The 19,473-nt window shown below is 45.5% G+C and carries 17 protein-coding genes; 2 read left to right on the top strand and 15 right to left on the bottom strand.

Annotated features, from left to right (window positions below):
- Positions 1-2: 2 nt before the first annotated feature.
- Positions 3-656, bottom strand: coding sequence for a DUF922 domain-containing protein (locus ACK8OT_RS04635; protein WP_410195344.1), 654 nt, complete (start codon positions 654-656; stop codon positions 3-5).
- A 237-nt stretch (positions 657-893) separates the two neighbouring features.
- Positions 894-1,631 (bottom strand): spermine/spermidine synthase domain-containing protein, encoded by a 738-nt coding sequence (locus tag ACK8OT_RS04630; protein ID WP_410195343.1) that lies wholly within the window; start codon positions 1,629-1,631, stop codon positions 894-896.
- A 183-nt stretch (positions 1,632-1,814) separates the two neighbouring features.
- Here ACK8OT_RS04630 and ACK8OT_RS04625 point away from each other — a divergent pair, with 183 nt between their 5' ends.
- Positions 1,815-2,675, top strand: a complete 861-nt coding sequence (locus ACK8OT_RS04625; RefSeq protein ID WP_410195342.1) for a DUF4190 domain-containing protein — start codon at positions 1,815-1,817, stop codon at positions 2,673-2,675.
- Between the two features lie 26 nt (positions 2,676-2,701).
- Here the strand turns inward: ACK8OT_RS04625 and mtgA are convergent, their stop codons facing one another.
- From mtgA to ACK8OT_RS04560, 13 genes are all read right to left on the bottom strand, one after another.
- Positions 2,702-3,394, bottom strand: a complete 693-nt coding sequence (gene mtgA, locus ACK8OT_RS04620; RefSeq protein WP_410195341.1) for a monofunctional biosynthetic peptidoglycan transglycosylase — start codon at positions 3,392-3,394, stop codon at positions 2,702-2,704.
- Between the two features lie 134 nt (positions 3,395-3,528).
- Entirely contained in the window at positions 3,529-4,341 is an 813-nt protein-coding gene (locus ACK8OT_RS04615) for an HAD family hydrolase (RefSeq protein ID WP_410195340.1), read from the bottom strand.
- Positions 4,342-4,447: 106 nt separating this feature from the next.
- Positions 4,448-5,275, bottom strand: a complete 828-nt coding sequence (locus ACK8OT_RS04610) for a substrate-binding periplasmic protein (RefSeq protein ID WP_410195339.1) — start codon at positions 5,273-5,275, stop codon at positions 4,448-4,450.
- A 124-nt stretch (positions 5,276-5,399) separates the two neighbouring features.
- Entirely contained in the window at positions 5,400-6,263 is an 864-nt protein-coding gene (locus ACK8OT_RS04605) for a CopD family protein (RefSeq protein ID WP_410195338.1), read from the bottom strand.
- Positions 6,264-6,277: 14 nt separating this feature from the next.
- Positions 6,278-6,625 (bottom strand): copper resistance CopC family protein, encoded by a 348-nt coding sequence (locus tag ACK8OT_RS04600; protein ID WP_410195337.1) that lies wholly within the window; start codon positions 6,623-6,625, stop codon positions 6,278-6,280.
- Positions 6,626-6,680: 55 nt separating this feature from the next.
- Entirely contained in the window at positions 6,681-7,118 is a 438-nt protein-coding gene (locus tag ACK8OT_RS04595; protein ID WP_410195336.1) for a DUF411 domain-containing protein, read from the bottom strand.
- Positions 7,119-7,129: 11 nt separating this feature from the next.
- Positions 7,130-7,657, bottom strand: a complete 528-nt coding sequence (locus tag ACK8OT_RS04590) for a c-type cytochrome (protein WP_410195335.1) — start codon at positions 7,655-7,657, stop codon at positions 7,130-7,132.
- Between the two features lie 65 nt (positions 7,658-7,722).
- Positions 7,723-8,289: a copper-resistant cuproprotein CopI gene (gene copI / locus ACK8OT_RS04585; RefSeq protein ID WP_410195334.1), complete on the bottom strand. Its 567-nt coding sequence runs from the start codon at positions 8,287-8,289 to the stop codon at positions 7,723-7,725.
- A 20-nt stretch (positions 8,290-8,309) separates the two neighbouring features.
- The gene (locus tag ACK8OT_RS04580) at positions 8,310-11,459 is read right to left on the bottom strand and encodes an efflux RND transporter permease subunit (RefSeq protein ID WP_410195333.1); all 3,150 of its coding nucleotides are present in this window, start codon (positions 11,457-11,459) and stop codon (positions 8,310-8,312) included.
- Positions 11,456-13,183: an efflux RND transporter periplasmic adaptor subunit gene (locus ACK8OT_RS04575; RefSeq protein ID WP_410195332.1), complete on the bottom strand. Its 1,728-nt coding sequence runs from the start codon at positions 13,181-13,183 to the stop codon at positions 11,456-11,458. The genes ACK8OT_RS04580 and ACK8OT_RS04575 overlap by 4 nt, the downstream gene beginning before the upstream one ends.
- A gap of 11 nt (positions 13,184-13,194) precedes the next feature.
- Positions 13,195-14,574: a TolC family protein gene (locus ACK8OT_RS04570; protein WP_410195331.1), complete on the bottom strand. Its 1,380-nt coding sequence runs from the start codon at positions 14,572-14,574 to the stop codon at positions 13,195-13,197.
- Positions 14,575-14,706: 132 nt separating this feature from the next.
- Positions 14,707-15,117, bottom strand: a complete 411-nt coding sequence (locus tag ACK8OT_RS04565; protein WP_410195330.1) for a hypothetical protein — start codon at positions 15,115-15,117, stop codon at positions 14,707-14,709.
- Between the two features lie 71 nt (positions 15,118-15,188).
- Positions 15,189-18,143, bottom strand: a complete 2,955-nt coding sequence (locus ACK8OT_RS04560; RefSeq protein ID WP_410195329.1) for an EAL domain-containing protein — start codon at positions 18,141-18,143, stop codon at positions 15,189-15,191.
- 188 nt (positions 18,144-18,331) lie between these two features.
- Between ACK8OT_RS04560 and ACK8OT_RS04555 the strand changes: the two genes are divergently transcribed.
- Positions 18,332-19,432, top strand: coding sequence for a site-2 protease family protein (locus ACK8OT_RS04555; RefSeq protein ID WP_410195328.1), 1,101 nt, complete (start codon positions 18,332-18,334; stop codon positions 19,430-19,432).
- The last annotated feature ends 41 nt before the right edge of the window (positions 19,433-19,473 follow it).

Below are 19,473 nucleotides of genomic sequence, written 5' to 3'. Positions count from 1 at the left end.
AATCAAGGCCAATACGCGCCTTGGGTTAAGCCATATTGAGTTTCGTTATCATAATGGGCTTCTCGCGCGGGAAGCTCTGTCTCAAGCATATGTTGTGCTAACGTTTCTGCTTGCGCCTTGATGGTGTCGCAGTCTGGTTGCACGGGAAGCTTAAGTACTTCTTTCTCAATGTCTACAAGTATTTGAATTGCAAGTTTTTTATGGCCGTTTAGGTGTTCAAGTACAGCTTGGTAAAAATCTTGCCAAGGAGCCTGTACAGCAGCTGGTGCACTCGCTTGATCTAACCACCTAGGTAAATTGTAATCGGCTTTTAATAAGGTATTTACGTGTGAGATCCGACAGCCTTTATCTGATTTCTCGGTAATAAAGACCCAGCTTTTGTGCCAATGATTGGGGTTATGAAAAACTTTACTTTGTGCGAACTTAGCGTTTTGTTTACTTAATTGCTCAAGGACAGCCTCGGTTGTTTGGCCATAAAAGCCTATGTGTTTGTAACGAATAGTAATTTCAGGCTCTGCAAAGCTTGCCTTAGCAATAAGCAGGAGAGAGAGTGTTAACCAGACACGTAAACTGAATAAACGCATTTCGACTTCTTTATTGTGTTGAGTTATCTGCTGAATTAAGCATATTTGCTTAGTATATATGGAATCGCTCATTATTACTGCGTGATACTGCGCAAAAAAGGCAATAAAAAGGCCTCGTTTGAGGCCTGAAAGGTACCCATAAGGGGATTAGGTACCTGTTTTGAAGTGACGCTTTAATTACTACGAGAGAGCTAATCTAGCTAGCCAATGATTGCTGAAAAGGTGCTGAGTCTTTGGAGCAATTGTATAAGGTATGACTATGACTAAGTCCAAAGGTTCAATATTTTTTTATTCAATGTGTAAATTAATTTAGTAAATTTTTTTGAACTGGCTTAAAAAACGAGTTAAATCTATGTCTGAAGTTTGCTTTAACTGCGCGGCTTGAGATTTTAGCTGAGCGAGCACAAGGGGTTGTGGACTGTTGCTCGCAAATACGATCCAGTTGCCTGAGCTAACATGACAGCCATATAAATGACAAAAATGTTGGCGCAAATTGGTAGCAAACTGTTGGCTCTCACTGTGTTCATGCCAGCAATTTAAAACAAGATAGCCTTGCTGCTTTAAATGGGTGTTGCAGGATTGCAGAAATACGTCGCTTAATTGGGTTTCATCGACGCCAGTCGCATGGTAAATGTCCGCGTAGAGCAAATCCACTTTCTTGTTTGGCTGGGTTAAATAGTGATTAGCGTCATCATTGACTAAGGTGATTTTTTTACCCTGAGGAAGGCGGAAAAAGCGTTTAGCAAGTTCAATCACTGTGCTTCTTAGCTCAACTGCGGTGATTTTTATGCCTGCAACGCTGTGATGTAATGCTGTCACTAAACAGCCGCCACCGAGTCCCAGCACTAAGGCTCTTTTAGGCTGGACAAAGAGTAAAGACACTAGCATGGCTTGAATGTACTCATGCTCTGGCAGGGCGGGCGATTGATTATTTTGGCGACTTTGCTCATCACCTGGGCCAAAAGACAATTTACGAATGCCGTCTTCTTCGACAACCAGCAACGGTCCCCAATCATCCTGCCCTTGATAAAGAATTTTACTGCTCAAAGTATTACCCAAAAAGTGGCATTATTATGGCTAATGCTGAGGGGGTCAATGATCTAATCCTTAAAGCCCTCGATGAATAGTGAGCTAACAGCAAGTTTTACGCTTAAGTTGGCGATTGTGCTCGCACTCGTATTATTGCTTTAATATATTAATTTGATTGTTTTTAGAAGAAGTAGTGATTTCATGTTTGGTACCGTTATAGATGTTAATTCTGTCACTCAAGAAGGGGTTATACGTTGCGAAGAAGGTGAGAGATATCCCTTTCCTTTAGTGCTTTGGCAAGAGCGTTCGCCGCTTCGTGTGATGGATAAAGTTGAGTTTTTTGTTGAACAGGGCGTTGTAAAATTTGTTGCAGCCAAGAAGTTAACATTTAGCCATGTTGATGATGCTGAAATTTCGCAGCCGCAAGCAGCTGTCTCACAGAATATAGAAGCGGATAATGCCGAATACTCTAGTACTGTGTCTCAACCAGAGCTCGCGACATTAGAGCCAGCTAAATTGGCCCCTTCTCATTTCGCGCCTCAAACTCTTCAGGCAACGATATTGGATATTAATGAAGCCGAGCAGAAAGGTCTGTTAAAAGGTGAAGATGACCAGCGTTATGAGTTTGCTTTGTCTCTTTGGCAAGGTGCAATGCCACCGCGAGCCTTAGATAAAGTCGATGTGATGCTTGAGCAAGGCGAAATTCAACGGGTTTTATTGACTGGCTCACAAGTTGTTAGCTCTCCAGCTACGCCTAGAAACACAGAGCAATTTGAACAAGGTGCTCAGGTAACTGCCAATGCAGTACCTCGTCCAGCAGATACCTCTTCACTCGCTATTGTTAGTCTGATCTTCGGTATTCTTGGCTTGTTCTTTTTTGGTTCACTAATAGCGGTTATCTGTGGCCATATTGCCCGCAGTAATATTCGTCAAAGTAACGGGAAATTGGCGGGTGATGGCATGGCGTTAGCAGGCCTAATTATGGGGTATTTAAGTTTGTTTTTAACCTTAGTTTTGGTTGCTATCACTTTTATGGGCTTAGCTTTTGAAGGTCATTTTTAACACAATGGTGGCTTGAAAGGTGAGCACTATTGTTGTTCTAAAGTGGCTAGGTAAGCATATCCCAGCTGACCCATTTGTTTGCGGATCCAGCCCTCGCGTTTTAATTGATAGGCCGAAGGTTGAGCTGCACTAAATCGATACGGGTTGGGTAATACTGCCGCCAAGCGAGCGCTTTGTGCTGGCGTTAATTGCGCCGCGGCTACGCCAAAGTAATGTTGGCTTGCGGCCTCGGCACCATAAATGCCTGGGCCAAATTCGACTATGTTAAGGTAAATTTCAAGAATACGTTGTTTATCCCATTGCCATTCAATCAATAGTGCCAACCAAGCTTCAATTCCCTTTCTAAGCATACTTTTACCTGGCCAGAGATAAAGGTTCTTAACGGTTTGCTGGCTTAAGGTACTGGCTCCGCGCATGGACTTTCCTGCCAGCATATCATTGAATGCCTGCTCGGTTGCTGCTAGGTCAATCCCACTATGATTATTAAATTGTTGGTCTTCAGCGGCAATAACGGCGAGTTGTAAGTGCTTAGCAATGTCGGTTATCTCCACCCAAGCGTATTTGGCATCTTGCGGGTAGGTGGCTGGTGGGTTGAACTCTCGCTGTAATTGCCAACTCCAAAAAATAGGATTGATGAACTTTAAAGGCAGGGTAATAAGGACACTGCCTATGAGTATCGTCAGGATCAAACTAAGGCATATTTTTAGTAACCACTTCATGTTGCTATCCTATTTTACGCGGATCACCATTATACCTAAGTGGCGGCAAAACCAAGCGAGTAGGATGACATTTTCTGTGGTTAATCAGCAAGAATCAAAGCTGAAAGCCTTGATCCTTACTGGGTACGGTTAGTTTAGCTAGCTTGATCTAAGTTAGCTAAAATGGCTGTAGAGAGGTAGTTGGCTACACCAAGCTGATGAGCATGGCCGATGATTTCGGCGTGAGGCACCGCCGCTTTAACGGATTCAGCTGCATTTAGCATCACTTTCGGATGAGCCGCATATTGCAACATTTCGATATCATTCTCACCATCACCAAATGCCATGACATGTGTGGCGGTGAGGTTTAAGTGCTTACATAGCGCATCAACGGCGGTGGCTTTCGATATCCCTTTTGGCATTAACTCCAAACAATGGGGTAAAGAAAACAAGCAATCTAATTGGCCTTTGTACTTAGTTTTAAGCTCGGCTTGCAACGCTAATAAGCCGTTTCTATCGCCCCACAAGAAAAACTTAACGGCGCGTTTGTCTTGAATAAATTGCGGTGTTACTAGCTCACATTTAAAGCCGGCTTTTTCACTGTAGGCTTCTAACTTAGGGTTAGTCTCGGTTGCGTACCAGTTATAGTCGGTGTACATATTTAAAAAGACACCTTCCGGCATCGGATGGTGAACGAGATCTTGAGTTATGCTATCGGGGATATAAGCACTGGCAATGATATCGCCATTTGGGGCGATGGCCATGCCTCCGTTACAGCTGATCATGCCGATAGGGCGGTCAATTTTCTTAGCTAAATCGGCGACATCAGTATGATGGCGTCCGGTCGCGATTGCGAAGGTGCGTCCTGCATCATGTAAGTTACGAATAGCAGCAATGGTTTCAGCTGCTAAAGAGTGATCCTCTTGTAATAGTGTTCCATCTAGATCACTAACAAAAAGCACAGGCATGGCACCTCCAGAAGGGAATAGGGTAACTAAGTATTCAGTTAGTAGTTTATCCTTTTAAAATGGGCAAATAAAGGGGTCAAGTGTTACATAATGTTACCGTTGCTAATTAGTCTGCTTGTTTATTGAGTGCAGCCATCTGCGGCATTGGGTGGTTAAAGTGTTTGTAAAAAATGCCCGCGGTCGTGCCATCTTGTGCCATTTCCGCTAATGTTTCTTTTAACAGTCTCGCTGTTGACTGGTCATCTAGCTGTTGATTGTTATGGGGATAGCGAGTGTTTAATGTTTCATTTGGCTTGGTTTTAATCTTGGCTGATTTAAGATAAAAGCCAAGTTGCATAGGCTGAAACTCACCGCAGCAATGTCGGTGTAGTTTAATGTTTAGATCCTTATTCTGTTTTATGAATTCAATTAACGAAGTGAAATTATAAATATAAAAATCGGCTTTTTTTTGATCAATCATTTCAGCTGCCATGGCAACCGACAACTCAGGTGGCTCCTTGATGATAACATTGAGGTCGTCACTAACTAGCCTGGGTCCGCCTTTGGCGATAAGTAAGGTTTTACCGGACAACTGGCCATAATGGGTGATTTCAGCTAAGTCGAGATGGGATATGCCCATATAGCCATCAACTAAACCATTAGGAAAAAAGTGCACATATTGGGCTCGCTCAGGTGTTGGCGTAAGTCCGGGATAAAAGTCGATATCACCGGTGTCAATTTTTGCCAAAATACGGCTTTTGCTACTGCGAACTATGGTTAGTTTGCAGCCCATTTTGGTGGCCGCTGTTTCATAAAGTTCTTTATATAAGCCCGTATTGTCAGGCGCTCCAGCGATAAAAGGAGGGCGCTGTGTTGTCCGGTAGCCCATTTTTAACTCACAAGCCCAAGATGAGCTACTGAGTAGCAATAACAATAGCAACAACCATCTCATCATCCCCTCCTGTAGATTCATTGAGATTGGGATCTCATTTCAGTATAGATGAGATTTAGCTAATGTAATGATGGTTGCTGCTTTCCTGCCAGAAGCTAGTGTCGACTTTGATAATCTGTGTTGCCGTTTAGTGGGATGGTCCCATCATGCTGGTAAGTGCTCCTGTGATGGCCAAAATACTGATAGCTAGGATGACTTCTAGGTAAAAGCTGCGCAGCCAAACACGGCAGTGACGCTGGATCAGGATCTGCTTGGTGGCATAAAACTTATGCCAAGCTGCGATAAACAGCATCAGGCTAACGAGTGTGATTTTTGCTATCAAGGTGTTGCCATATAAGGTGTCACTCAGCCCTTGCCAATGGGTTAATTGATAACTCATTAGCAGCCCAGCACTTAACAAAAGCAGCATAGGAACCCTTGCCCATTGGCCGTATACCGTTAATATTGTGTGACTTTGTTGGTAGGGTAAATAACGACAGACTAGCCAAACTGGATAAAATGAGCCAAGCCAAAGACCGGCCATTAGGCTATGAATGACTAACGCAATGCTGTGCCAGTTGGGCTGACCAATGGCATGCCCAGCTTGAGTAAATGCACCACATAGCATCAAACTGGCGAAGATGATAACGTAACAACAGAGTGCTTTGGGCAGTCGCTTTAACAGCATTAGGCACAGCAATATAAGTGCAAAGCCAAGCCAGCGTGGACGCAACGCATTACCTAAGGCGCTTTGCCAAGTGATAGCCAACATGTCCGTATCGAACATGCCTGACCATCCATCATCCAACATTTCGCCGTTACGCAAAAGTAGCAAGGCGCTACTAGCGATGATCCCCATCATACAACTGACGCCGCAGTAGCGGCGCAAGGCGGCGTAAAGGCTAAACTCCGGTCGAGTGATTAAGCAACTAATGCCGCCGCCAATGGCGCCTGCAATGCTGGCATAAACAAGGATCCGACATATAAGTATTGCAATTTCCCAATGAGTCATAACGGCATCCATGGTTATTTCAGCTCAAAGCCGAAATCTCCTTTCATCAGATGGCCGTCTTCCCCTAAGCCTTTCCATTTAACCTGATATTGATTTGGCAGCAAATTCGGTAACGGGACTTGCAACGTCTGTTGCGCGTTCGTTTGGGGTTTGAAATCAAGTTCAATTTCCTGCTGTGGGCTATACAAGCTAACTGAAATCAACTGAATGGGATTTGTAAATGTCAGCTCTAATGAACGAGGGGCTTGTACCAGACTTGCTCCCGCACTGGGCTGTGAGGACTGTAGTTGAGTATGAGCAAAGCTGGTATTGATAGCCATAATGCTGATAAAAATCAGCGAGGAAAAGTATGTTAGACGCAAAACCGACTCCTTGGTCACGGTGAAGAAGGGGATAGAAAACTACCCCCACACAGGGTTAGTATTTTTGATAAATGCTAAGACCGTCTTCAGAAAAAGCGATTACATCAAAATCTTTATAAGCTTCACCTGGCTTTGCCATTCCTGGAGAATGCATCGGCATCCCCGGGGCCGCTAGCCCTTTAATGTTTACCGGGCGCTCTTTCAATAGCCGAGCTATATCTGCTTCAGGAACGTGTCCTTCGATTAAGTAGCCATCAATGATCGCGCTATGACAAGATTGTAATTGCGGTGGCATACCATGAGCTTGTTTGATGTCGGTCCAATCAGAGCGATGGTGAACCTTCACTTCATATCCCTTTTGTTCCATGATATTGGCCCATTCGGTACAACAACCGCAGGTTGGGGATTTGTAGAGTTCAATAATGGGATCTGCGAACACCCAGCCACTCCAAAAGAGTAAGGTTAAGCTAAATAACTGCTTGATTCGTTTCATTTGTTTCTCTCTTATTGCTTATTTAAAACAAGTTGTTGATGATTTATGGTCAAAGTATAGTTGGGCTCGCTGGCTTGCCACTCTACACTTTGGGTGTCATAGGCGGCGATAGTTAGACTTGAGTCTAGCCCGATGGGCGTTAAATCTAAGTCGACGGCTTGTAAGGTGCTGTTAAAGATAACCAACTGTAGCGGTTTGTCTTGCTCAAAGGTCACCTTGACTGTGTTTGAGTCAGCTTTGAGTTGCCATTCTATCAATTGGTATTGATCTAGCTCGGCCAAATATTGCACCAAGGATGCGCGTTGCTGCTCATCTAGTGTTGGGCCAAGCAGTTGCATGGTCGGCTCATTAGCGAGAGCACGATCCAATTTTGCCAAATCAGCACCACGGATATTTCCGCCCACATTGTTGCCCCCATTGGCATATTTACCGTGGCAAGCGGCGCAGCCATAGCCACCCGCTTTAAAATATAATTCCTTATCGGCATGGCTAGGCGTGCTAAGTAGAAAAAGCATGGTTAGAACGAGCAACTGTTTCATCTTTATTCCTGCTAGGCTAATGCAGAGCGCTAGATACTTAAGTATTGGAGCTCTGTGATGTTGGCTTATTTTAAGGTGACTTTTTTCACCATGCCCGCTTCGCTATGACCAGCAATATTGCAGGCAAATTCTACGTTTGGCTCGCCATGAAAGTGCCAAAGTAACTGCTTAGCTTTACCTGGTTCCACCGTTACCACGTTTGTTGCATCGTGATTATGGTGTTTCATGGTTTTCATCATTTCTCGATGCGCTTGCATTTCTGCTGCCGAGCCGATGGCAAATTCATGGTCGATTTTACCCGTGTTCATTACCACAAATTGCACCACATCATTGGGCTTGATAGTGCCTTCTTGTTTAAAGGTGATTTTCATATCATCGCTTAAGATCACATGCACTACCTTATCGGGCTTGGCGCCTGGCGCGGGCATGCCCACATCTGTCATCCCTGGCATGGCAGCCATGCTTTCGGCATCCATCTTGCTATGATCCATATTGGAGTGATCCATTTCTCCGTGATTCATTTCTCCATGGTTCATGTTGCTGTGGTCCATGTCTACGTGATCCATTTTTTCAGCAGCCCAACTAGTGCTGACAACTAGGGCTAGGCTTAGGGCTAATAGTGACTTTTTCATATTTATTTCCTCTTTTAAAATCAGTTGCTTTGTTTATCTGTTAGTGGATTTAGTTTAAGTTCTCGGCTTTTCCAAAGCTGGAAAATGGCGGGTAAGACCAATAAGGTCAGCATTAATGCCGAGGCCATGCCGCCGATCATCGGCGCAGCGATGCGTTGCATCACTTCTGAGCCGGTTCCTGTGCCATACATAATAGGGATCAAGCCAATGATCACCGTGAGTACTGTCATCATAACTGGGCGCACTCTAAGGCCGGCTCCTTGCTCGATAGCGCTGGCCAAATCTGCGGCATTCAGTGCTTGATCGCGCTCTTTAGCATCAAGCTTTTTGTAGTGCCAAGCTTGGTTTAAATACACCAGCATGATCACGCCAATTTCAACGGCAACCCCGGCTAAAGCAATAAAGCCAACCCCAACCGCGATAGAGAAGTTGTAGCCCAAATAATGCATTAGCCACAGACCTCCCACCATAGCGAGTGGCAGGGTGGCCATGATGATCAGCACTTCACCCAAGCGGCGGAAACTTAGGTAAAGCAGCAACATAATGATGGCTAACGTGATAGGCGTAACTATGCTTAATCGTGCCTTGGCGCGCTCCATATACTCATATTGCCCCGACCAAGCTAAGGAGTAGCCCGCTGGCAAATCTAACTGCTCGGCCACGGCTTGTTTGGCCTCGGCCACATACGAGCCAAGATCGCGTCCCTCGATATCGACGAACACCCAACCATTAGGTCGTGCATTCTCGGTCTTAATCATGGGGGGCCCATCTTCGTAGCGAATATCCGCAACATCGGCCAGCGCGATGCGGGCGCCGTTAGGGGTGACCAAGGGTAAATTCTGCAGTTTAATGACAGAGTCTCGATAATCTTGTGGATAGCGGACATTAATGGGATAGCGCTGCAGGCCTTCCACGGTTTCACTGACATTCATACCGCCCACGGCAGTGGAGATAACTTGCTGAACTTCATTGATATTTAGGCCATAACGAGCAGCATGGTGGCGTTTAATATCTATCGTTACGTAGCGCCCGCCTGCCACACGCTCGGCATAGACGGATGCCGTGCCATCAAGTTGATTTAAGATAGGTTCAAGGGCGGCGCCAATGCGTTCGATTTGTTTGAGATCGGGACCTGCAACCTTAATGCCGATAGGGGTTTTAATGCCCGTGGCCAACATGTCGATACGGGTTTTGATTGGCATTACCCAAGCATTGGTTAAACCTGGAAATTGAATAAGCTGATCTAATTCTTTGCGCAGCTTTTCCGGTGTCATACCTTCACGCCATTGATCCTTGGGTTTTAACTGGATCACGGTTTCGATCATGGTTAAAGGGGCTGGATCCGTTGCTGATTCAGCGCGACCGACCTTACCCCAAACCGTTTCAACTTCGGGGAGGGTTTTGATCAGCTTATTCGTTTGCTGTAATAACTCGCGGGCCTTACCGATGGACACGCCCGGAAAGGTGGTGGGCATGTACATTAAATCCCCTTCATCCAGCGGTGGAATAAATTCACCACCTAATTTAGACATGGGGTAATAAGCCGAGGCCATGAGTATCAAGGCTAGCAAGATCATTGACTTAGGAAAACGCAGGCTAAGTTTTAGCAGAGGGCGATACATGCCTACTAAGCCCTTGTTCACGGGGTTTTTGTGCTCCGGCAAAATTTTGCCGCGAATAAAGTAGCCCATCAACACAGGTACTAAGGTGATCGCTAAACCTGCCGCCGCCGCCATGGCATAGGTTTTGGTAAAGGCCAGTGGCGAGAACATCTTGCCTTCTTGGCCTTCTAAAGCAAATACGGGCAAGAAACTCAAGGTGATGATCAGCAATGAGAAAAACAGTGGCGCCCCGACTTCCTCGGCGGCTTTAGAAATCACCTGCCAGCGGTTTTTATCGGTAAGTGGCGTACGCTCTATGTGTTTGTGCACGTTTTCTATCATTACGATTGCACCATCCACCATGGCGCCAATGGCAATGGCTATCCCGCCAAGGGACATGATATTGGCGTTAATGCCTTGCCAATGCATGACAATGAAAGCCGACAAGATCCCAACCGGTAAACTTAACGCAATCACTAAAGATGAGCGAATATGGAATAAAAATAACGCACAAACGATGGCGACCACGATAAATTCTTCGGCCAACTTGGTCCAAAGGTTATCGACAGCGGCGTTGATCAACGTTGAACGATCGTAAGTGGTCACTATCTCGACCCCTTCCGGCAAGCCTAATTGCAGTTCGCTGAGTTTGGTTTTGACTTTAGCGATGACTTCGCTGGCATTCTCACCAAAGCGCATCACTACCACACCACCAACCGCTTCGCCTTCACCGTTAAGCTCGGAAATACCGCGGCGCATTTGCGGCCCTAAGCTAATATCGGCAATATCACCCAGTAACAACGGCGTGCCTTTATCTGTGACTTTCAGCGGAAGCGATTGGATATCTTCGATACTTGAGAGGTATCCCGTGGTGCGCACCATATGCTCGGCTTCGGCCACTTCAATCACCGAAGCCCCGCTTTCTTGGTTGCCGTTTTTAATGGCCATATTGACTTGTTGTAGCGTCAAGTTGTAGGCGCGCAATTTGGCGGGATCGATTTGCACTTGGTACTGCTTGACCATGCCGCCCACGGTGGCGATTTCCGACACGCCATCAACGGTTTGCAGCTCGTACTTTAAAAACCAGTCCTGCAAGCTACGTAGCTCAGCAAGATCATGTTGGCCGGTTTTATCTTGTAATACATAGCTAAAAATCCAACCTACACCAGTGGCATCAGGGCCAAGCGTGGGCTTGGCGCTGGCCGGCAGTTTAGGCGCAACTTGGCTTAAATATTCCAGCACGCGTGAACGCGCCCAGTACATGTCGGTGTCATCGTTAAAAATGATGTAAACATAGGAGTCACCAAAAAACGAGTAGCCGCGCACCGTTTCCGCGCCCGGCACCGCTAACATGGCTGTGGTGAGAGGGTAGGTCACCTGATCTTCCACGACCTGCGGCGCTTGTCCCGGATAGCTGGTTTTGATAATGACCTGCACATCGGAAAGATCGGGCAGGGCATCAACGGGGGTATTTTTAACGCTGTATAAACCACCTAACACCAAAAATACCGTGGCAACTAAGACTAAAAAACGGTTATGAATAGACCAGCGAATAATACTAGGGATCATAGTTTGCTCCCATTATCCACGACCTGGATTAAGCGAAATTCGCTGCCCTGTTTTTGCAGTAAAAATCGCACTGCTTGACCTTCGCTGAGCTGGGTTAAGTCAACCTTGTCATCCACGCTGAAATTCATTTCACCGGCTTCCCAGCCAAGCTCTGAAACGACTTGGTGGGCTAAGGTGATCATGCCAAAGTCTGCCATTAACATGGTGATCTTGCCTGCTACCCAAACTTCGCTTGGCGCACTGCTTTCGCTGAGTTTAAAGTCGGTAATTTCATAACCGCCTGCTGCGGTTTTTTGCATTTCAAATTCGATCCCTTGACCCGTTTCAACAGCGCTCAAGTCAAGACCTTCGCTGACACTAAAATCCATGATCATGCCGGGCCAGTCCCATTCTTTGACGGGTTGGTGATTGATGGTGAGCATCTTGTGCCCAGCCATGACGTTGGTGATTTCGCCTTTGGCCCAAACGCGTTTGGCAGCGACGTCGATGCCATTGATACGTGACAAATCGGCACTTTGGCTCGATTCTGAGTCCAGTAAGAAATGCGCTGAGGTAACGACGAGATCCTGCTCATTTAAACCAGCTAACACTTCGATTTGTTCGCCAGCCTCACGGCCCACTTCAATGCGCGCCGAGCGAAATTTACCCTGCCCTAGGGCCAGTACCACGCGGGTCATATCACCGGAGCGGATCACCGCGGAGCGTGGGATAGTCAATACGGCCTGCTGGGTTTTAGGCTGCAAGGTGATATTGGCAAACATATTAGGCTTTAAAGCAAAGTCTGGGTTGTCGAACCTTAAACGCATTCTTAAGGTGCGGGTTTTGGCATCTAAAATAGGGTAAACGTAATCCACTTCGCCTTGCCAAGTTTGGCCGGGGATGGCATCCAGGGTCATCACGGCTTGACTGCCTGCACTCACCCAATGAGCTTGGCGTTCAAACACTTCGCCGTCGACCCAAACTTGATCTATGGGGCCGGCGCTGATCACCGCTTGAGCGGGTGATAAATAGCCGCCTTCACGTATATTAAGGCTGGCAATAATGCCGCTGTCTAAGGCTTTTACTTGGATATTTTGCAGTGCTTTGCCACTGCGAACGATTTGTTTAATTTGTTCGCGATCAACGCCTAAGGTTACCAAGCGTTCGGTTGCGCCTTTTATTAAACCGCTGCGCTCGGTGCGATATGCATTGAGCAGCTCTTCTTGCGCTTTTACCAGATCCGGTGAATACAAGGTAAATAGCACGTCACCGCGCTCGACTCGCTCACCAATGGCATTGATATAGAGCTTTTCTACCCAGCCACTGACGCGCACATTGGTTTGCCAAAGACGGCTTTCATCAAACGCAACGTATCCCACGGTTTCGATTTGTGGGCTAAGAGGCGCCATTTTGGCGGCGGCGGTTTTTACGCCTAGGTTATTTTCAACCGCAGGGCTAATGGTGACGGTGCCTGGCGCATCATTACTTCCTGCTAGATCTTCGGCATAAACGGGTATTAAATCCATGCCCATGGGGGATTTGCCCGGTTTGTCACGTTTGTAATTGGGATCCATTGGCGCCACCCAATATAGTGGCTCATTGGATGCGGCCGATGATTGTTGGTGGTCTTGATGCCCTTGGGCTCCAAGCATTTGGTTAAGTAACGGCTGGCCTGCATCGCTGGCGACATAGCCAAGGGCAGCGCCGATAACTAAGGTGATGGTGGCAATACTAAAGGTCTTCATTTTATTATTTCTCACTTCATTCTGGCGCTGGGTTTGGCGATGTCAGGTTGCGCTACTTGATATTCAAACCCCTGTAATAAGGCCGCTAAATTGCTCTGACTAATATTGAGATCGGTAATTAAACGGGTTTGCTCTAGGCTTAAGGTCAGCTCAGTGCGCAGGGCGGCGATAACGTCGTTAAATTGCGCAGTATTATTTTCATAGCCTCGCTCTACCGCTTTAGTAGTTGCTTGTGCTTGCTTGAGCAGGGTGTTTTGGTATAACGCGATCCGCTCGGTGAGGTTATATTTGTCAACCAATAGGGAATGCACCTCAGCATTCATTTGGCGCAATAGTTGATCTCGCTGCAATTTAGCTGCACCGAGTTGATATTGCGCTGCGGCGTAATTGCGATCTTGGCGATTGTTGGTAAATAGCGGAATATCAATGGTGAGGTAAGCACTGACTAAGTCCGAAGCAGGCTTACCTCCCATGCCATTGGCTTGGCGATTGGCATACATAACCTCAACACCAAATTCAGGCTTATAGGCTTCATCGGCAATGGCGACTTGGGTTTCATTGCCAGCTATATTGCTATTGCTCATTTGCACCAATGGATGATGTTGCAATACGGCATAGAAATCATCACCTTGGCCAAATTGATTGAGTTTACGCTCTAGCTGCTGCCAACTTAAGGCATGGCTTGCTACAAATGGGCGTTCATCCTTAAGCCATTCAAGTCCTAGCCATTGTGATAACTGCGCCATTATTCGACTTTGCATTTGCTGGTTTGCCTGCAATTTTTCGTCTAACTGGCTAACTTGTAATTGTGCTTGCAATAAATCTTGGCTTTCACCTTTGCCGATGGCGTAGTTGGTGTTGATAAAGCCAAGCATTTCTAGCATTAGGCTGCGATTTTGTTTGAGAATGTCGGCGGCTTGCTGCTGATAGCCCAGCTCTAACCATAGTTTGGTGATGTTGTTGGCCACTTCTAATTCACGCGCGCCAAGTTGACGCTCGACGCCATCTGCTTGTTGATTTAGCTTTCGTTGTTGCAATGCTAAGGTATCACCGCGACTAAATTGTTGCATAAAGCCAATCGAGACATTGGTCATGGGATCATCATCAAAGCTAAAGCTGTCGGTAGGTAAGCCACCAATGCCCACTTTCATTTTCGGATCCATCAAGCTGGCACTGGCTACTCCGGTTTCTCTGAGTGCCATCGACTGAGTAAGTAATTGCTCACGCGTTGCGTCGCGATTAAGTGCAAATTCAATCAGTTGGTTAAGGCTAATCGTTGCCTTAGTACTTTCGATGGCCTGCGTTGTCGTGTTCGGCGCGGCCCAAATAGGAGATATCAACAACGCACTAGCACCTAAAGCCAATGCGATTAAAGATCGTTTTGTTTTCACGGTATTATCCAATTATCAAAAACATACGTTAAATCAAGCTGGTTTTGCTAACAGCACCAAGCTTAATGAGAGTCGTGATTTTTTGACTCGATTTACGTGTAGCTAGGCTCCACGGAAAAAGGCGTATTGGAATTAACTAATTGGAGGGCGATATAAAGAAGATGGACGTTCGATAACCGAGACACTGGCTTCGGTCGATAATTTACAACGGTATGGCTGACGTACCAATAATTGGGTTGTTGGCGATAGTAATCCTAGGTTGACACAAACGGCAGGGCAGCAACTACTGGCCATGAGTTTGTCACAATGAGGCTGGCTATTATCGTCAGTTGACTGAGCCATGCTGGTGTTTTGCGATGTTAAGGAATGGCAATCAACTTGATTGCTCGTCTCGCTAGCATCAGAATGATGAAGCTCTGCGGTTGGGGTAGATGTCATCATCATAGGCATGGATAGCATAGTGGCAGAAACCATACCCGACATAGCTAAGCTAGCCATGACGAACAATGAAATCCAAATTTTGTGTATGCGCGATAACAACATGACACAATCCCTAATGAATGAAGTGACAATTTAGCGGGTAATTCAAGTTTGTGTCAACCCTAGATAGGCCGTTAAGCTTGATTTAAGTGGCGAGAAAACGATGTAGCCTTTAATTGCTTCTCTCTATGCTTGAATAACCAAGCGATAAAATCTTGTTCAGGCATCGGCTTGGCAAAATAGTAACCTTGATAAATATGACAGCCCAGCTCAGCAAGTCGGGTTGCTTGGTCTAGTGTTTCAACGCCCTCGGCGATGACTTTTAATTGCATATTTCTGCCAATAGAAATAATCGATTCTGTTATTGCGGAATGATCGCTATCAACCAGCTCGTCAATAAAGGTCTTGTCGATTTTGAGTAAATCGAGCGGCAGCTCTTTTAAGTAAGCCATGGAGGAGTAGCCAGTACCAAAATCATCTAGGGCGATCTCAATACCAAAATTACGAATCAGTGATAGTTTTTGTATCGTGTCGGGGATATCAACCAGCAGCCCCGTTTCAGTCACTTCAAGCATCAAGCTATGGGGTGATAATCCATGAGTTTGAACTTTGCTAATGACGTCTTCGGCAAAATGCGGTAAGGCAAATTGCCAAGCAGAAACATTAATGGATAAGTGGCCTTGAAACGGAATGGAATTGGTTTGCCATTGCCTTAAGCTGATTAGAGACTGAGTAAATACCCACTCACCTATGCTGTGGATCAACCCAGTTTCTTCTGCTAGCGGAATAAACTTGGCGGGTGAAACAAAGCCAAATCGAGGAGAAAACCAACGCAGTAATACTTCGGTGCCAAATAATTGCCCTTTGCTGTCTAGCTGAGGTTGGAAATAAAGTGAGAGTTCTTCATTGGCGATGGCATTTTTGAGTGCTTGTTGCATTTCCATGCGTTCTTGAGCCACTATTTCTAAGCTATGTTCATACAACTTGAAGCGTCCTCTGCCACTACTCTTGGCTTTATGCAAGGCGAGCTCAGCGTGTCTTATCACATCCAATGCGCTTTCATTGGCTTTAGGGAACAGGCAAACGCCAAAGCTAGCGCCGATGTCTATTTTATGCTCACCTACTTGGAGCGGTCGATTCAGCACTTTTTCTAATTTGAACATGGCTTCGAAGAGTTGATCTTGGTTCAAACAAGGTTTACGGCTGATTAAGGCAAATTCATCACCACCTTGGCGCGCGATAAAAAAGTCGTGCAGGCAATGCTCAGATAGCAATTTTCCAATGCAGCGTAATATATTATCGCCTATGTCATGCCCTAATACGTCATTGATAGATTTGAAATGATCGAGATCCATCACCACGAGGAGCGCTTGGGTTTGATTGGTTTTGTGCTTATTGATCTGTTCGGTTAGATGATCGAGTAGTAAGGCCCGATTGGGTAAATGAGTCAGGTAATCTTCATACGCCATCTTTCTTATCTTATCTTGCGCTTCGTTACGCTGCATCTCACTGCCAGCTCGGGTGGAGAATATATCTAAGATATCCCGTAACCTTGCATCATCTTGCAATGGCTCGGTATGCATTAGCACCATATAGCCTTTGGCTATCCCCGTTTCATCCGTAATTTTGGTGCAAATATAACTTTCAACGCCCATTTTGCTAATCAAGGCATCGTTTGGGAATAGCTTTTGAGCGTGTTGAGGAAAATGGCAAATATTACTCCTATCAAGGTGTACACATGGGGAGTCAAGTAAGGGGTAAGAAAAGTTACCTATGATTTTTCCCTCTCCGATAACAGAGCAAGTACGGATAATTTGCGGATCTTGATTTTGAATAAACCCGATAAAACCGTATTTAGCGTTAAACAATTTTACTAAGTTGGTGATTAAATCATGATAAACATTGCCACCTTCCGATGAGGTGACGCCACAGGCGATATGGCGTATAGCTTGCATTTGCTGTTGCTCTGCGGTGACATCTGAGCACGACACCACAATTTGTTTTGCTTGGTTGTACTCACGGGTAATAAATACTCTAAAGGTTAAGATGGATTGCTTGCGACTGGCGGCAAAATAGGGGGTGGAAACCTCATTCATTGACATAGGTGGCAACTGCACCTTCTCTTGATGGCCTATATCGGTAATGACGTGTTTCTTATCGGGATAGAGCAAACATAAGAAATCAATAAAGTTAATTCTTTCCATCGATAGTGAGCGTTGCCAGAAATGATCGCATGCTTGATTCGATTCAATCACGGTGCCGTTGAGGTCTAAAATCATCAAGGCTGAGGGTGATTGATCTACTACTTGGGCCATCATATTGAGGTTTTTTTGTGCCATTAAGCGTTGGCGGCGTTCGGTGGTGAGCTTTATGGCTTGAGCCAAGATGCGCTGATTGGCTTTTTTAAAATCAATCGCCAAGCTAAAGCACATCAGCATGATTAAGATAACAAAGGAGAATCCCGATACATAAAAAAACTTAATCGTTCCAGCATCTATCATTACCCCCATCACTACGGTGGCTACTTGAGCGATGAGATAAATGCTAAAAAAGATCGCGACTCTGCGCTCTTTTCTTTGAAACAGATACCAGCTGCGAAAGCCCACCCAAGCCATTAGCAACCAATAAAAGCCATGTAACAGTTTGCCCCAGAGCGAGACTTTGCCTTCAATCAATGAGATTTGTAGTGACCATGGCACAGTAGCTTGAACATAATCAATAGCTTGGCTAAATCGAATAGTCAGTGGGTGACTGAAGTTAATGAAGAGGAACAAGGCGCTGATGATGCAAATTAAGAGTAAAAAAGGCTGCAGTATCTTTTGTCCTGTGTAGGTGGCGATAAAGACAAAATAAGAAGGGGTCATTATTAAAATAAAAAATAATTGCCAACGCAGTAACTCAATAGCTGGACTCAGCCCACTGGCTTGGAAGTATTGCAAGGTCAGTATTTGATACCCGCTAATGCAAAAGCAAATCCATGCAAAGTGGATAAAGGTTTTAGGCTTCTCTTTCAATAGGGCGACAAAGCCACTAAACAAAGCAGCAAAAAAACAGATCCCTGCACTGGTATAAAATAGCGCTGCTAGCAATGAATACTCCGTATCACTCGTTGTTCGACATCCTTATTGCTAGTTTAGTCAAAAACAAATCACTTAGAGTTAAATATTTAATTCCTGAGTTAACTTGCTTTATGGCGAGATAAACCTATGTGTGAAAGGCAAACCATTGCGATTCTTGGCTCACTAGGCATAATGCAGGCCATCAAACTCAAGTCACAATGAGATATCAAAATTTGGAATTACTTAATTTAACTTTGTTTGAGCAACCTTTACGGTTAGAAGCCTCAACCAATGGTGAACAGAAACTGTTTTGGCAGGGACAACTGGTGTCGGTGTTACAGCAGGATGTGACCTCTCGTTCTCAGCTAGTCCATAGGTTTGAGCTCAATGACCAAGGCGATAACCTTATCGTGGTTGAGCTGGAAGTGAGTCTCAGTTGGCAGCCGTTTAAACTGATCTACTGCTTAACCAGCAATGGTATGATTAAAGCCCAAGGTGAGCGCAGCGAAAAAGACATAGAGCAACAGCAGCCCACTCAGCCTATTATGGTTGAGAAAAAATGGAGCACCCTTGGCTTATTATCTTTAGGGTTTAAGTTGTTCAAAAGTGCAAAAATGATCAAAGTAGCCTTTGCGGGAGCCAGCCTTGCCGCCTACTCTTGGTTGTTTTCATTTCAATTTGCCTTGGCTTTGTTAGCCTGTTTGGTATTTCATGAATATGGCCACATCCGAGCGATGAAATATTTTGGTATGAAAACCAAAGGCATTTACTTAATTCCCTTTCTCGGGGGCTTGGCGCTAAGTGATGAAAAAATTAACACCCGTTGGCAAGATGTGGTGATTTCTATCATGGGGCCATTTTTCGGTCTGATCATGTCGCTGGTCTGCTTACTGGCCTATTGGCTTACGGGCAATCTCTTTTTTGCCGGGTTAGCGGCATTTAATGCGCTCCTTAATTTATTTAACTTACTGCCTGTGTTGCCATTAGACGGTGGTCATATCTTGAAAAGCATCAGCTTTTCCATGAATAGCGTAACCGGCCTGCTGGCCTGTGTGGTGGGCGCTGGACTTGGTGTTTGGGTAAGTTATCACTTCGGCCTCGCGTTACTTGGCTTTTTACTCTTGATTGGCTCCATTGAAATACTAATGGAATGGAAAATGCGCCATCAAAGCCATCTACTGCCATTAAACCGTTACGCTCAATGGGTTTCTTTGATTTGGTATGTGGCTACGGTAGCAAGCTTTGTGGCTATTATTTGGTACTTAGCCGGCACAGGTGATGCCATGCTAGGATTGCCTTTAAAAATCTTGGGGAGTTAGTCTCGCTTTTTTGGGGCAGGGTTTAGCCCCTTTTATAAAGC

The sequence above is a fragment of the Motilimonas thetidivivens genome (assembly GCF_046452435.1).
GTDB lineage: Bacteria > Pseudomonadota > Gammaproteobacteria > Enterobacterales > CBDFNC01 > Motilimonas.
The sequence above is the reverse complement of the archived record's forward strand: the minus strand, read 5'-3'. Positions and strand labels throughout refer to the sequence as shown.